General features: G+C 72.2%; 14 protein-coding genes. 6 read left to right on the top strand and 8 right to left on the bottom strand.

Annotated features, from left to right (window positions below):
• A partial coding sequence (locus FPV26_RS02435; protein WP_147652127.1) for an IS5 family transposase occupies nucleotides 1-613 on the top strand: 613 nt, incomplete at its 5' end.
• A 126-nt stretch (nucleotides 614-739) separates the two neighbouring features.
• Here FPV26_RS02435 and FPV26_RS02440 read toward each other — a convergent pair.
• From FPV26_RS02440 to FPV26_RS02450, 3 genes are all read right to left on the bottom strand, one after another.
• Nucleotides 740-1,129 (bottom strand): hypothetical protein, encoded by a 390-nt coding sequence (locus tag FPV26_RS02440; protein ID WP_147652128.1) that lies wholly within the window; start codon nucleotides 1,127-1,129, stop codon nucleotides 740-742.
• A 193-nt stretch (nucleotides 1,130-1,322) separates the two neighbouring features.
• Nucleotides 1,323-2,987 carry a urocanate hydratase gene (gene hutU / locus FPV26_RS02445; protein WP_147652129.1) on the bottom strand — a complete coding sequence of 555 codons (1,665 nt, stop codon included), beginning with the start codon at nucleotides 2,985-2,987 and terminating at the stop codon, nucleotides 1,323-1,325.
• 95 nt (nucleotides 2,988-3,082) lie between these two features.
• A complete protein-coding gene (locus FPV26_RS02450) occupies nucleotides 3,083-3,415 on the bottom strand; it encodes a hypothetical protein (RefSeq protein WP_147652130.1) in 333 nt (110 codons plus the stop codon).
• A 137-nt stretch (nucleotides 3,416-3,552) separates the two neighbouring features.
• Between FPV26_RS02450 and FPV26_RS02455 the strand changes: the two genes are divergently transcribed.
• The 3 genes from FPV26_RS02455 to FPV26_RS02465 all read left to right on the top strand — a co-directional run bounded on the left by FPV26_RS02455 (nucleotide 3,553) and on the right by FPV26_RS02465 (nucleotide 6,907).
• Nucleotides 3,553-4,833: an alkaline phosphatase family protein gene (locus FPV26_RS02455; protein WP_147652131.1), complete on the top strand. Its 1,281-nt coding sequence runs from the start codon at nucleotides 3,553-3,555 to the stop codon at nucleotides 4,831-4,833.
• Nucleotides 4,834-4,895: 62 nt separating this feature from the next.
• A complete protein-coding gene (locus FPV26_RS02460; RefSeq protein WP_147652132.1) occupies nucleotides 4,896-6,395 on the top strand; it encodes a DNA-3-methyladenine glycosylase 2 in 1,500 nt (499 codons plus the stop codon).
• A complete protein-coding gene (locus FPV26_RS02465; protein ID WP_147652133.1) occupies nucleotides 6,392-6,907 on the top strand; it encodes a methylated-DNA--[protein]-cysteine S-methyltransferase in 516 nt (171 codons plus the stop codon). The genes FPV26_RS02460 and FPV26_RS02465 overlap by 4 nt, the downstream gene beginning before the upstream one ends.
• A gap of 6 nt (nucleotides 6,908-6,913) precedes the next feature.
• Here the strand turns inward: FPV26_RS02465 and FPV26_RS02470 are convergent, their stop codons facing one another.
• Entirely contained in the window at nucleotides 6,914-8,254 is a 1,341-nt protein-coding gene (locus FPV26_RS02470; RefSeq protein WP_181952540.1) for a formimidoylglutamate deiminase, read from the bottom strand.
• A gap of 57 nt (nucleotides 8,255-8,311) precedes the next feature.
• Here FPV26_RS02470 and hutI point away from each other — a divergent pair, with 57 nt between their 5' ends.
• Nucleotides 8,312-9,523 (top strand): imidazolonepropionase, encoded by a 1,212-nt coding sequence (hutI, locus tag FPV26_RS02475; protein ID WP_147652135.1) that lies wholly within the window; start codon nucleotides 8,312-8,314, stop codon nucleotides 9,521-9,523.
• An 80-nt stretch (nucleotides 9,524-9,603) separates the two neighbouring features.
• On the opposite strand, the gene FPV26_RS02480 is transcribed toward hutI, so the two are convergent.
• Both FPV26_RS02480 and FPV26_RS02485 read right to left on the bottom strand, forming a co-directional pair.
• Entirely contained in the window at nucleotides 9,604-9,795 is a 192-nt protein-coding gene (locus FPV26_RS02480; RefSeq protein WP_147652136.1) for a 30S ribosomal protein THX, read from the bottom strand.
• A 76-nt stretch (nucleotides 9,796-9,871) separates the two neighbouring features.
• Entirely contained in the window at nucleotides 9,872-10,285 is a 414-nt protein-coding gene (locus FPV26_RS02485) for a MerC domain-containing protein (RefSeq protein WP_147652137.1), read from the bottom strand.
• 75 nt (nucleotides 10,286-10,360) lie between these two features.
• Between FPV26_RS02485 and FPV26_RS02490 the strand changes: the two genes are divergently transcribed.
• On the top strand, nucleotides 10,361-12,469 hold the full coding sequence (locus tag FPV26_RS02490) for a TonB-dependent receptor domain-containing protein (RefSeq protein ID WP_147652138.1): 2,109 nt from the start codon (nucleotides 10,361-10,363) through the stop codon (nucleotides 12,467-12,469).
• Between the two features lie 24 nt (nucleotides 12,470-12,493).
• On the opposite strand, the gene FPV26_RS02495 is transcribed toward FPV26_RS02490, so the two are convergent.
• Nucleotides 12,494-12,979, bottom strand: a complete 486-nt coding sequence (locus FPV26_RS02495) for a transcriptional repressor (protein ID WP_147652139.1) — start codon at nucleotides 12,977-12,979, stop codon at nucleotides 12,494-12,496.
• Nucleotides 12,980-13,023: 44 nt separating this feature from the next.
• Nucleotides 13,024-14,424 (bottom strand): glutamate--tRNA ligase, encoded by a 1,401-nt coding sequence (gene gltX / locus FPV26_RS02500; protein WP_147652140.1) that lies wholly within the window; start codon nucleotides 14,422-14,424, stop codon nucleotides 13,024-13,026.
• Nucleotides 14,425-14,457: the final 33 nt, after the last annotated feature.

Below are 14,457 nucleotides of genomic sequence, written 5' to 3' on the forward strand. Positions count from 1 at the left end.
GATCTTCGAGCGGGTGAATGCGTACCTGGCGCGCAAGGGCTTGAGCCTGCGCGCGGGCACGATCGTGGACGCCACGATCATCGCCGCGCCGAGCTCGACCAAGAACCGGGACGGCGAGCGCGACCCGGAGATGCACCAGACGAGGAAGGGCGACCAGTGGCACTTCGGGATGAAGGCGCACATCGGCGTCGATGACGAGTCCGGCCTGGTGCACCACGTGGAATGCACGGCGGCGAACGTGGCCGACGTGACCCAGGTGCACAAGTTGCTGCACGGCCGGGAGGACACGGTGTGCGGCGACAGCGGGTATACCGGCGCGGACAAGCGCGAGGAGCTGCAGGGGGTGGACGCCGGATTCCTGATCGCGGAGAAGCCCTCGAAGCTGCGCGCGATCCGGAATCGGCGCGAACGTCGCTACGCCGAGCGCTGGGAGCGCTACAAGGCGAGCCTGCGGGCGAAGGTGGAGCATCCGTTTCGGGTGATCAAGCGGCAGTTCGGCTACACCAAGGTGCGCTACCGCGGTCTGGCGAAGAACGCGGCGCAGGTGCTGACGCTGTTCGCGCTGTCGAACCTGTGGATGGCGCGCCGCTGTTTGTTGCAACCGACGGGGTAAATCCGCCCGATGGGCGGGGAAACCCGTCGAAAATCGCCGGAAATGGTGGGAAAGCGATCAAATCGAGGCTGGTCCGGCGCGCTGATGCTGAAATCCGAGTATCAGAGTGCGTTGATCAGACCTTCCCTAGTACAAGAAATAAACCAGCTCCGCCGCCGGACTGACCCTGAATCCGCACAGCGGGATGCTCTCGGCGAGGTCGGGGCCATCAGGCCGGGGGATGATCTGGTGGGTGAAGTAGGCTTCGAAGGCGCCCCACTCGGCCAGCGCTTCCATCGCTTGCAGGAGCTCCCCCGCAACGAACGGCCATTCTTCGAGCTCGAACAGCTCCCCCATGCCTTCCGGCACCAGGAAAAATTGTCCTTCCTGGCGGGCATGGAAACTGCCGACAGGTCTGACTTCGACTTTGTGGCCGGGCGAATCCGGGCAGGCCGCAGCGCCCACGCGCCAACCAGTCGCTGCGGGGAACTGCGCGAACGCTTCCCGCATGTTTTCCACGAGTTCGGAAACGAGCATATGGTCACTCCGGATCAAACACGCACCTTCACGCAGGGCGGCTACTGCCTCACCTGCGTGCGTATCCGGAACGAGCCAACGAAATAGAAATGGGGAAGCGGCCGCGGGTCGGCCTGCGAGTGATGGGCGACGCGCCCGCCCCTCTCCCGCAAGCGGAAGAGGGGCGACACCGAGGGAGACGAAACGGAGGTTCTCAGAGCATCGGCAACTTCAGCCCCTGCTCCTTCGCACACCGCTTCGCGATCTCGTAGCCGGCATCGGCATGGCGCATCACGCCGGTGCCGGGGTCGTTCCAGAGGACGCGGGCGAGGCGTTTGTCGGCGGCTTCGCTGCCGTCGCAGACGATGACCACGCCGCTGTGCTGGCTGTAGCCCATGCCGACGCCGCCGCCGTGGTGCAGGCTGACCCAGGTGGCGCCGCCGGCGACGTTGAGCATGGCGTTGAGCAGGGGCCAGTCGGAGACGGCGTCGGAGCCGTCGAGCATGGCCTCGGTCTCGCGGTTGGGGCTGGCGACGCTGCCGGAGTCGAGGTGGTCGCGGCCGATGACGATGGGGGCCTTCAGTTCGCCGTTGCGCACCATTTCGTTGAAGGCCAGGCCGAGCTTGTGGCGCGTCCCCAAGCCGACCCAGCAGATGCGCGCGGGCAGGCCCTGGAAGGCGATGCGTTCGCGGGCCATGTCGAGCCAGCGGTGCAGGTGGGCGTCGTCGGGGATCAGTTCCTTGACCTTGGCGTCGGTCTTGTAGATGTCCTCGGGGTCGCCGCTGAGCGCGACCCAGCGGAACGGGCCGACGCCGCGGCAGAACAGCGGACGCACGTAGGCAGGAACGAAGCCGGGGAAATCGAAGGCGCTCTTGCAGCCTTCGTCGAAGGCCATCTGGCGGATGTTGTTGCCGTAGTCGAACACGGGGATGCCCATGTCCTCGAACGCGAGCATGGCCTCCACGTGCACGCGCATGGACTTCTTGGCCGCGTCGCGCACGCGCTCGGGGTCCTGCACCTGCAGGCGCTGCCACTGCTCCACGGTCCAGCCGGCCGGCAGGTAGCCGTGCACGGGGTCGTGGGCGGAGGTCTGGTCGGTGACGGCGTCGGGGCGCACGCCGCGGCGCACCAGCTCGGGCAGCACTTCCGCGGCGTTGCCGAGCAGGGCGATGGAGCGGGCCTGGCCTGCCTCGGTGTACTTCTCGATGCGGGCCAGGGCGTCGTCGAGGTCGGTGGCCTGTTCGTCCACGTAGCGGGTGCGCAGGCGGAAATCAATGCGGCTCTGCTGGCACTCGATCGCGAGCATGCAGGCGCCGGCCATGGTCGCCGCCAGCGGCTGGGCGCCGCCCATGCCGCCCAGGCCGGCGGTCAGGATCCACTTGCCCTTGAGGTCGCCCTGGTAGTGCTGGCGGCCCATCTCGACGAAGGTTTCGTAGGTGCCCTGCACGATGCCCTGCGAGCCGATGTAGATCCAGCTGCCCGCGGTCATCTGGCCGTACATCATCAGGCCCTTGCGGTCGAGCTCGTGGAAGTGCTCCCAGGTCGCCCAGTGCGGAACGAGGTTGGAGTTGGCGAGCAGCACGCGCGGGGCGTCGGGGTGGGTGGGGAAGACGCCGACCGGCTTGCCGGACTGGATCAGCAGGGTCTCGTCGTCGTTCAGTTCGCGCAGCGCCTCGAGGATGGCGTCGAAGGACTCCCAGTCGCGCGCGGCGCGGCCGATGCCGCCGTACACCACCAGCTCGGCCGGGTTCTCGGCGACGTCCGGATCCAGGTTGTTCTGGAGCATGCGGTAGGCGGCCTCGGTCAGCCAGGACTTGCAGTGCAGCTGGCTGCCGCGCGGGGCGCGGACGACGCGGGAGGGGTCCTTGCGGGTGGGCATGGCGTACTCCGGACGGGGAACCGGCCAATTATCGCAAGCCGCAAACGGCGACGCCCGGCGCGGGGCCGGGCGTCGGGATCGGGAAGGGGCCGACGTCAGTTCACCGACGGATCGAGCATGCGCAGGGCGTCGGCCACATTGGTGCGGCCGGTGCGTTCCAGGTCGTCGCGGCTGTAGCTGCGGCCGCTGGCGTTCACGCAGACCGGTTCGGCCTTGGCGTTCTTGCCCGCCTCCTGGCGCGCGTTGCGGGTGGCGACGATGCGCGAGCCGGTATGACGCAGGCAAGCCGGTGAAGCTTCGCGCGGGGCGGTGTCTGCGGCGGGATCGCCGGCAGTGGCGGAAGGTGCCTGCGGAGCAGGCGCTGGCGCCTGTGCGAATGCGGCGGCAGCCACGACCGAAACGAGGGCGATCATGAGGATGCGGCGCATGGGGCACCTCCGGATTCGGAACGAAGTTGCGTTCGACTCCCCCTGTATACGCCTGCGGAGCGCGCTTTTCACGTGCCTGCAGCCCCCGGTTCAGAGACTCGTCAGACTGGCAGGCGGCGGCCGCTATCATCCAGCCGATGACCACATTCCGTGCACTCCTGGCCTCGTGCTGCCTGGCCTGGACCTTGGCCGGCTGCGCCGGCTGGCGGTCCGTCGCCCAGTCCACTCCGGCCGCCGCGCCCATCGCGCCCGCACCGGCGCCGCTGGTGCTGGTCTCGCTCGACGGTTTCCATCCCGATTGGCTGGATCCGGCGGCCACGCCGCATCTGGCGCGGCTGGCGCGAGAGGGGGTGTCTGCGGCGATGCGGCCGTCCTATCCATCGCTCACCTTCCCCAACCACTACACCGTGGTGACGGGGCGGCGGCCCGACCGGCACGGGATCGTGCACAACATCATGCGCGACCCGGCGCTGGGACGGTTCGCGAACTCCGACCCGGAAGCGGTCGGCGACGGGCGCTGGTGGCAGGAGGGCGAGCCGTTGTGGGTCACGGCGGAGAAGGCGGGGCTGCGCACGGCGACGTATTTCTGGCCGGGCAGCGAGGCGGCGGTGCACGGCGTGCGGCCCTCGCGCTGGAAGCGCTACGACGGCACGATCCCGGCGCAGGCGCGGGTGGACGAGGTGCTGGCGTGGCTGGATGCGCCCGCAGCCGCGCGGCCCCGGTTCGTCACGCTCTACTTCGGCATGGTGGACGAGGCCGTGCACGACCACGGGCCGGATTCGGCGCAGGCGCGGGCGGCGATCGCGGCGGTGGACGCGGCGCTCGGGCGGCTGGTGGCGGGACTGGAAACGCGCGGCCTGCTCGATGCGGTGCATCTGGTGGTGGTGTCCGACCACGGCATGGCGGCGGTGCCGCCGACGCAGGTGCTCGCGCTCGAGGACATGGTGGATCCCGCCGATGCGGAATGGGTGACATACGGGCAGGTGCTCGGCTTCGTGCCGCGCGCGGGGCGCGAGGCGGCGGCGGAGGCGGCGCTGCTCGGGACGCACCGCGGCTATGCGTGCTGGCGCCGGGAGGCACTGCCGGCGCGATGGCACTACGGCACGCACCGGCGGGTGCCGCCGATCGTGTGCCAGACCGAGGAAGGTTGGGATGCGTTGCCGCGGGCGCGTCTGGCGCAGCGGCCGGCGACGGTGCGCGGATCGCATGGTTACGATCCGGCGCTGGCTTCGATGCGGGCGCTGTTCGTGGCGCGCGGACCGGCGTTGCGCGCGGGCGCGACCCTGCTGGTGTTCGACAACGTGCACGTGTATCCGCTGCTGGCGCGGTTGCTCGGGGTGGATCCGCTGGCGGGCGATTGGGACCGGTGCGTGCTGGCGGGGGCGCTGCGGGAGCCGGTGGCGGGCTGCGGGCGCTGAGCCCCGGCTGCCATGTCCGAATCCGGCGAGTTCGACCCTGCCCGCGGTGCTAGCCTGCGGACATGGACTCCCCCACCGCCACGCTCGCCCTCGATCCGCAGGTCTGCGAACAGGCGCGGCTGAGCCGCGATCCGCGCTTCGACGGGTTGTTCTTCACCGCGGTGCGGAGCACGGGGATCTATTGCCGGCCGGTGTGCCCGGCGCCGACGCCCAAGCGCGAGAACGTCGCCTATTTCGGCACCGCCGCGGCGGCGGAAGCGGCGGGGTTCCGGCCGTGCCTGCGCTGCCGGCCGGAGCTGTCGCCGGAGGACGGGGCGTGGCGGCGCGGCGACGCGGTGCTGGCGCGGGCGCTGAAGCTGATCGAGGCGGGCGCGCTGGCGGAGCAGCCGCTGGCGGCGCTGGCCGAGCGGGTGCACATCGGCGAGCGGCACTTGCGGCGGCTGTTCGTGGAACGGCTCGGCGCCTCGCCGATCGGCGTGCACGGCACGCGCCGGTTGCTGTTCGCCAAGCAGTTGCTGACCGAGACCCGGCTGCCGGTCACCGAGATCGCGCTGGCGGCGGGCTTCCGCAGCCTGCGCCGATTCAACGACGCGTTCCGCGCCGCCTACCGGATGGCGCCGCGCGACCTGCGCCGGCAGGCGCAGGCGGACGTACCGGGCGAGACGCTGACGCTGCGCCTGGCGTACCGGCCGCCGTACGACTTCGCGGCGATGCTGGCGTTCCTCGGCGCGCGGGCGCTGCCGGGCGCGGAGGTGGTGGACGCAGGCCATTACCTGCGCGCGATCGGCCCTGCGGACGCGCCGGGCTGGCTGCGGGTCGGCGCGTGGGGCGGCGAGGAGCATGCGCTGCGGCTCGAGCTGCACGGCGCATCGCCGGCGACGCTGCTGCCGCTGGCGCAGCGGGTGCGGCGGATGTTCGACCTGGACGCCGATCCGCAGGCGATCGCCGCGACGCTCGGACGCGATGCGCGGCTGCGGCCGCTGCTGCGCCGGCGCCCGGGACTGCGCCTGCCGAGCGGCTGGGACGGATTCGAGATCGCGGTGCGCGCGATCCTCGGCCAGCAGGTCAGCGTGCCGGCGGCGCGGACCCTGGCCTCGCGGCTGGCGGCGCGTTTCGGCACGCCGTTGCCGGACGGCTTCCCGCACGGGTTGCGGCACCGGTTCCCCACCCCCGAAGCCCTGGCCGAAGCCGACCTGGAATCGGTCGGGGTGATGCGGGCGCGCGCCGACGCGGTACGCGGCGTGGCACGGGCGCTGCTGGACGGGCGGGTGGATTTCCGCCCCGAGCAGACGCTGGAGGAATTCGCCGCGCGCTGGGTCGCCCTGCCCGGCATCGGGCCGTGGACCGCGCAGTACATCGCGCTGCGCGCGCTCGGCCATCCCGACGCGTTCCCGGCCGAGGACCTGGTGCTGCAGCGCGCGGCCGCCGACGACGGCGGGCGGCTGACGGCGAAGGCGCTGCGCGCGCGTGCGGAAGCCTGGCGGCCGTGGCGCGCGTACGCGGTGATCCATCTGTGGCGCGAGGCGATGGCCACATCGGCGAAGACGAGGGGCACGACATGATCATCTTCCAGTACCACCCCACCCCGGTCGGCGCGCTGCTGCTGGCCGCGGACGCCACCGGCCTGCGCCACATCGAGTTCCCCGAGGCGCGGCACCCGGCGAAACCGGGCGCGGACTGGCGCGAGGGCGACGATGCGCTGCTGCGCGAGACGCGGCGCCAGCTCGACGAATATTTCGCCGGCGCACGCCGCAGCTTCGATCTGCCGCTCGCGCCGCACGGCACCCCGTTCCAGCTCATGGTGTGGCGCGCGCTGGCGACGATCCCCTACGGCGCCACACTCAGCTACGCCGGACTCGCCACACGCGTGGGCAAACCGAACGCGGTGCGCGCGGTGGGCGCGGCGAACGGCCGCAACCCGCTGCCGATCGTGCTGCCGTGCCACCGCGTGATCGGCGCCGACGGCAGCCTGACCGGCTTCGGCGGCGGCTTGCCGGTCAAACGATTCCTGCTCGAACTGGAAGGCGCGCTGGCTGCGCCGGGGCTGTTCGCCGCCGCGACCGCGGCGCGCTGAGCGCGCTCACTCCGCCAGCAGTTGCCGCATCGTCCGCTCGAACACCGCGGCGATGCGCTCGCCGGCGCGGTGTCGGCCGTTCTCCACCAGCCGTTCGCCGGCCACGTGCACTTCCTGCACCAGCGGCCGGTTGCCGGCGAACAGCCAGCGGTCCACCGCGTCCTCCGCGCGCACGCCGGCGAAGGTGGCCGCGTCGGTGTCGAGCTGCAGCCAGTCGGCGCAGGCGCCGGGCTCGAGCGCGCCGACTGCCTGCCCGCTGCCCGCCGCGCCGCCGGCGAGCGCGCCGCGCAGCAGCGTCTCGCCCACGCTCGACGAGACGCCGACCGCGATGTTGCGGTGGCGGGTGGCCAGGCGCTGGCCGTATTCGAGCCAGCGCAGTTCCTCCACCGGCGAGACCGACACGTGCGAGTCCGAGCCGATGCCCCAGCGGCCGCCGGCCTCGAGGTAGGCGCGCAGCGGGAACAGGCCGTCGCCGAGGTTGGCCTCGGTGGTCGGGCAGATCGCCACCGTGGCGCCGGCACGGGCGATGCCCTGCACTTCCGCCTCGGTCAGGTGGGTGGCGTGGACCAGGGTCCAGCGCGCGTCCACGTCCGCGTTCGCCAGCAGCCATTCCACCGGGCGCGCATTGCGCAGCGCCAGGCAGTCCTGCACCTCGCCGATCTGCTCGGCAATGTGGATGTGCACCGGCAGGTCGGGCGGCAGCGCGGCGAGCACCGCGCGCATCGCCTCCAGCGGCACCGCGCGCAGGCTGTGCAGAGCGCAGCCCAGGCGCAGGCGTTCGTCCTGGCGCGGCCGCAACCGCTCGAGCAGGCGCAGGTAGCCGTCCACGTCGTGGCCGAAGCGGCGCTGCCGTTCCGACAGCGGGCGGCCGTCGAAGCCGCCGGTCATGTACAGCACCGGCAGCAGGGTCAGGCGGATGCCGGTCTCGCGCGCGGCCTCGATCAGCGCATGCGACATCGCCGCCGGATCGTCGTAGGGCGTGCCGTCGGGCTGGTGGTGCAGGTAGTGGAACTCGCAGACCGTGGTGTAGCCGGCCTCGAGCATCTCCGCGTACAGCTGCGCGGCCACCGCGTGCACCGCCTCCGGCGTCATGCGCGCGGCGAAGCGGTACATGGTCTCGCGCCAGGTCCAGAAGCTGTCCTCCGGATGCGTCTGGCGCTCGGCCAGGCCCGCCATCGCGCGCTGGAACGCGTGCGAATGCAGGTTGGGGATGCCGGGCACGATCCAGCGGCCCGCGGCTTCGCGCGGCGGCCGGGCCGGGCCCAAGCGGCCGTCAGCGACGTCGAAGCCGGCGTCGGCGCGCCAGCCGGCGGGGGTCCACAGCATCGAGGCGTCGAGGCTCGGCATGGGCGCATTGTCCATCGCCCGCGGCCGGGATGCGACTTCGCCGTCTAGAATCGCGGCATGACTGCCTGGGACGGATTGATCGTCGGCGCCTCGCTGGCCACGCTCGACGGGGACCATTACGGCGCGATCGCCGACGGTGCGCTCGGCTGGCGTGACGGCACGCTCGTGTTCGTCGGCCCGCGCGCGGCGCTGCCCGGCGAGCCGCATGCGCTGGCGCGCGAGGTGATCGAGGCCCCGGGCTGGATCACGCCCGGGCTGGTGGACTGCCACACCCACCTGGTCTTCGCCGGCGACCGTGCGCGCGAGTTCGAGCTGCGCCTGCAGGGCGCCAGCTACGAGGAGATCGCCCGCGCCGGCGGCGGCATCCTCTCCACCGTGCGCGCGGTGCGCGAGACCGACGAGGACCTCCTGCTCGCACAGTCGCTGCCGCGCGCGCAGGCGCTGCTCGCCGACGGCGCCACCACGCTGGAGATCAAGTCCGGCTACGGCCTGGACCTGGACAACGAACGCAAGCTGCTGCGCGTCGCCCGCCGCATCGGCCAGGCGCTCGGCGTGACCGTGCGCACCACCTTCCTCGGCGCGCACGCGCTGCCGCCGGAGTACGCCGGCCGCGCCGACGATTACATCGCCGCGGTCTGCGCGTGGCTGCCGGTGCTGCATGGCGAGGGCCTGGTGGATGCGGTGGACGCGTTCTGCGAAGGCATCGGCTTCAGCCCGGCACAGACCCGGCGCGTGTTCGAGGCCGCACGCGCGCTCGACCTGCCGGTGAAGCTGCACGCCGACCAGCTCAGCGACCTCGGCGGCGCGGCGCTGGCGGCGGAGTTCGACGCGCTCTCGGCCGACCATGTCGAATACACCAGCGAGGCCGGCGTGCGCGCGATGGCCGCGCACGGCACCGTGGCCGTGCTGCTGCCGGGCGCGTTCCACGTGTTGCGGGAGACGAAGCTGCCGCCGCTGGATGCGCTGCGCGCCCACGGCGTACCGATGGCGGTGGCCACCGACTGCAATCCCGGCACCGCGCCACTGCTGTCGCTGCGCCAGGCGATGCAGCTGGCCTGCACCCATTTCCGCCTGACCCCGGAGGAAGCGCTGCGCGGCGCCACCGTGCACGCCGCGCGCGCGCTGGGCCTGTCCGATCGCGGCGTGCTGCGCCCGGGCATGCGCGCCGATTTCGTGCACTGGCGCGTCGGCCATCCGGCCGAGCTGGCCTACTGGCTGGGCGGTGCGCTGGCGCGGGCGGTGTACGCCGGCGGCCGGCGGCTCCACTGACGCCCCACGGGCGCCCTCCGCCGCAAACAAAAGGCCCCGCGTCCGCGGGGCCTTTTTTCGTCAGGCGATGGCGCGGAGGGTCACTCCTTCGCCGCGGCCTTCTTCGCCACCGCCTTCTTGGCCGGCGCCTTGGTCACGGCCTTGGCGGCCGCCTTCTTCACCACCGGCGCCTTGGCCGTGCCGGCCTTCTTGGCCGGAGACTTCGGACGCGCGTTGCCGTAGCTGGCGTTGTAGCGCTTGCCCTTGGCGGTCTTGCGGTCGCCCTTGCCCATCGTCGTGCTCCTGGAATGCGTGTGGATTTCGCTGCGCTGCGCGCAAGGGCGCGAAGCCTAGCACAAGCGCCGCCGCTCAGGGCGCGCAGCAGGCGTCCTGCGCGCAGCCGTCGGAGAGCCGCAGGTTGGCCAGGTGGGCCAGCCCGACCAGCGTGCCGCCCAGGGTCATCACCACCGCATGCGGCAGCAGCGACTGGTGCAGCGGTGCGTACAGCAGGCCCGCCCACAACGCCGCCAGCCCCAGCACCAGCAGCCCCAGCGCGCGCACCGCGCGGTGCCGGCGGTAGCCCCACAGCAGGCTGAACAGCCCGAGCAGGGTCGCGAAGATCACGAACCCCCGTTCGAACCCGTCGCCCAGCCACACCGCCACCCCCAACGGCGGCAGCACCGCCACCAGCAGCGGCAGCAGCGCGCAATGCGCCGCGCACAGCAGCGAGCCGAGCGCGCCGAGGCGGTCGGGCAACGAGCGGTGCGGGGCCAGGCGGGGCATGGATGACTTCCGGCTCAGGTTCGATTTGTTGGTACATTATAACATTACCTGAAACCGGTCCAGGATGGTTCCCGCATGCCGCAGCACTCCCAGCCTCGCCCCCCCGCCCGCCTGCCGCTGGCCCTGGCCCTGCAATTGGCCCTGAGCCTCCCCGCGCTCGCCGCCCCGGGCGCCGAGGATCCCCGTCACCGCGAACCCAAGGAGTTGGAGACGGTGGAGGTCCGCGGCGTGGTGCTCGGCGGCACCGCCGAGGCGCTGGCCCGCCCGGTGGAGGTGCTGGCCGGCGAGGGGCTGGATGCGGTCAAGGCCGTGACCCTGGGCGACACCGTCAACCGCCTGCCGGGCGTGCAGTCCACCTATTTCGGCCCCGGCGTCGGCCGTCCGATCGTGCGCGGTCTGGAAGGCGCGCGCGTGCAGGTGCTCGCCGACGGCCTGGGCAGCGGCGACGTGTCCACGGTCAGCGCCGACCACGCGGTGTCCATCGAACCGTTCCTTGCCGACCAGGTCGAGGTGCTCAAGGGCCCGGCCACCCTGCTCTACGGCAGCGGCGCGATCGGCGGCGCGGTGAACGTGATCGACGGCCGCGTGCCCGAGCGCGTGACGGAGGCGCCGCTCGAAGGCCGCGCGGAACTGCGCCACGGCTCGGTCAACGACGAGAAGACCGGCATGGTCCGGCTCGACGCCACCGCCGCCTCCGGCAACCTGGTGTTCCACTTCGACGCCCTGCACCGCGAGACCGGCGACTACGAGATCCCCGGCTTTGCCGAGAGCGCCGCGCTGCTGGCCGAGGAAGGCGAGGAACCCGACCCGGCCACGCGCGGCCTGCTGCCGAACAGCGCCGTGCGCACCGACAGCGGCGCGCTCGGCGTGTCCTGGATCGGCGCGCGCGGCTTCCTCGGCGTCGCCTACAGCCTGTTCGACACCCGCTACGGCATACCCGGCCACGCCCACGAGGAACACGAGGGCGAGGAACACGAAGGCGAAGAAGAAGAGGCGCACGGCGAAGGCGGCGTGCGCATCGCCCTGGACCAGCGCCGCAGCGAAGTGCGCGGCGGCTTGGACGACCTCGGCCCGTTCGCCTCGGTGCGGCTGAAGATCGCCGACACCGACTACACCCACACCGAATTCGAAGGTGGCGAAGTCGGCACCGTGTTCGACAACCGCGGCCGCGAGGCGCGCCTGGAGCTCACCCACCGCCCGTGGGGCGGCTGGAAGGGCGCGTTCGGCCTGCAGTGGTCGGACCGCGATTTCGCCGCGATCGGCGAGGAGGCGTTCGTGCCCGCCTCGCGTTCGCGCGATACCGGCCTGTTCTGGATCGGCGAGCGCGGCTTCGGCCCGGTCAAGCTCGAGCTCGGCGCGCGCCACGACCGCAACCGCGTCGCGGTGGACGAGAGCGTGGCCATCGGCCCCGACCGCGACTTCGACACCACCAGCCTCTCGGCCGCGCTGAAGTGGGACGTGAACGAGTCGCTGCACTTCTCCCTCGGCCTGGACCGCGCGCAGCGCGCGCCGACCGCGGAGGAGCTGTACTCCGACGGCGTGCACGTGGCCACGCAGAGCGTGGAACGCGGCGATCCGGCGCTCGACGTCGAGACCGCCCACCGCGCCGAGCTCGGCGCGCACTGGCACGGCGAGCGCCTCAAGCTCGGCGTCTCGCTGTACGAGGTGCGTTTCGACGACTTCATCTATCTCACCGACACCGGGCTGGTCGAGGAGGAACTGCCGGTGCGGCAGTGGACCCAGGGCGACGCGCGCTTCCGCGGCGTGGAGGCCGAGGCCGAATGGCAGATCGCCGACAATGCCAGCGGCGCGTGGGACCTGCGCCTGTTCGGCGACCGCGTGCGCGCCACGCTCGACGCCGGCGGCCATCTCCCGCGGATCGTGCCGGCGCGCCTGGGCGGCGAGCTGCGCTGGGAACTCGGCGCCTGGCGCGCCTCGCTCGGCGCGGTGCGCTACCTGCGCCAGGACGAGGTGGCGGCGAACGAACGCGAAACGCCCGGCTATACCCTGGTGGACGCGCACCTGGCCTGGCACCGCGACACGCCGGGCGGCAACGCCTGGGAGGTGTTCCTGGACGGCAGCAACCTGCTCGACGAGGAGGCGCGCCCGCACACCTCGTTCCTCAAGGACCTGGCGCCGCTGCCGGGGCGCGGCTTCACCGTCGGGGTGCGGACCTTCTTCTGAGGACCGCGTGCCGGGGGCGGGCGCTCAGCCCCCGGCGCAACGGGCGCACAGCCCGTGCACTTCCAGCGTCTGCGCGCGCGGGGCGAAGCCGAGCTCGCGCGCGCGCGTCTCGAGCGATTCGACCACGCTGGCGTCCTCCAGCTCGGTCGCCGACTGGCAGCGGTCGCAGATCAGGAACGGCACCGCGTGCGCCGCGGCGCCGGGGTGATGGCAGCCGACGTAGGCGTTGATCGAGGCGAGCTTGTGGATGAAGCCGTGCTCGAGCAGGAAGTCGAGCGCGCGGTACACCGTCGGCGGCGCGGCGCCCTCGTGGCTGGCCTTCATCAGGTCCAGCAGCTCGTAGGCCTTGACCGGGTGGCCGGCGTCGGCGATCAGGCGCAGCGCGCTGGCCCGGATCGCGGTCAGGCGCAGGCCGCGCTGCGCGCACACCCGCTCCACCTCGCGCACGAACGCGTCGGCGTCGTGCACGTGGTGCTGCGGATCGGTGCAGGCGGGGGTGTGGCGGCCCATGCCGCAAGCATGGTGCCGGAGCCCCGGCAAGACAAGCGCGCGGGTCAGGCCGGGATCCGCGCCAGCGCCGCGTCGATGCGCTCGAGCGCCTGGTCGCGCCCGGCCAGGTACACGGTGTGGCCGATGTCCGGGCTGACCTGGGTGCCGGTGATCGCCACCCGCATCGGCTGCGCCACCTTGCCCATGCCCAGGCCGAGCGCCTGCGCGGTCTCGGCCAGCGCGGCATTCACCGCCTCGGCGCTCCACTGCGGCAGCGCCGCGAGCCGGTCGCGCGCCTCGCGCAGCGGCGCGGCGGCGGCGGCGGTGAGGTGCTTGGCCACCGCGGCCTCGTCGTAGTGCGTGAGCGGCCGGTACCAGACCGCGGCGCGCTCGGCCATGTCCTTCAGCGTCTGCACCCGTTCGCGCAGCGCGATCACCACGTCGGCCGGATCGGGGCCTGCGGCGAGGTCGTAGCCCTGCTGGCGCAGGTGCCACTCCAGGTGCGCGGCGACCTCGCGCGGGTCGTCGTTCTTCAGGTACTGCTGGTTGAGCCAGCCGAGCTTGACCGTGTCGAAGCGCGCCGCGGACTGGTTCACGTCCTCGATCCGGAACTTCTCGATCATCTCGGCGATGGAGAAGATCTCCTGGTCGCCGTGCGACCAGCCCAGCCGCACCAGGTAGTTCAGCATCGCGTGCGGCAGGTAGCCGTCGTCGCGCCACTGCATCACGCTGACCGCGCCGTGGCGCTTGGACAGCTTGGTGCCGTCGGCGCCGAGGATCATCGGCAGGTGGGCGAAGTCCGGCACCGGCGCACCGAGCGCGTGGTACAGGTTGATCTGGCGCGGGGTGTTGTTGACGTGGTCGTCGCCGCGGATCACGTCGGTGATGCGCATGTCGATGTCGTCCACCACCACCGCGAAGTTGTAGGTGGGGTAGCCGTCCGGGCGCAGCAGCACCAGGTCGTCGAGTTCCTCGTTGGCGATCTCGATCCGGCCCTTGACCTTGTCGTGGAAGGCCACGCTGCCTGCGGTCGGGTTCTTGAAGCGGATCACCTTGTTCGGGTCGTCGCGCTCGAGCAGGCCCAGGTCGCGGGCGCGGCCGTCGTAGCGCGGCTTGCGCCCTTCGGCCAGCGCCTGCTGGCGCATCGCGTCGAGTTCCTCGCGCGTCTCGTAGGCGAAGTAGGCCTTGCCGGCGCGCACCAGGTCGTAGGCGACCTGGCGGTAACGCTCCAGGCGCGCGGTCTGGTACACCGGGCCCTCGTCCGGATCCAGGCCCAGCCAGTGCATGCCGTCCAGGATCGCCTGCACCGCCTCCGGCGTGCTGCGCTCGCGGTCGGTGTCCTCGATGCGCAGGATGAACTGGCCGCCGCGCCGGCGCGCCTCCAGCCAGCAGTACAGGGCCGTGCGCGCGCCGCCGATGTGCAGGTAGCCGGTGGGGCTGGGGGCGAAGCGGGTACGGCAGGTCATGACCGGGCTCGGGATGCGGGGAAAGCGCGGAAT

Source organism: Vulcaniibacterium gelatinicum (assembly GCF_008033445.1).
In the GTDB taxonomy this organism is placed as follows: Bacteria; Pseudomonadota; Gammaproteobacteria; order Xanthomonadales; family Xanthomonadaceae; genus Vulcaniibacterium_B; species Vulcaniibacterium_B gelatinicum.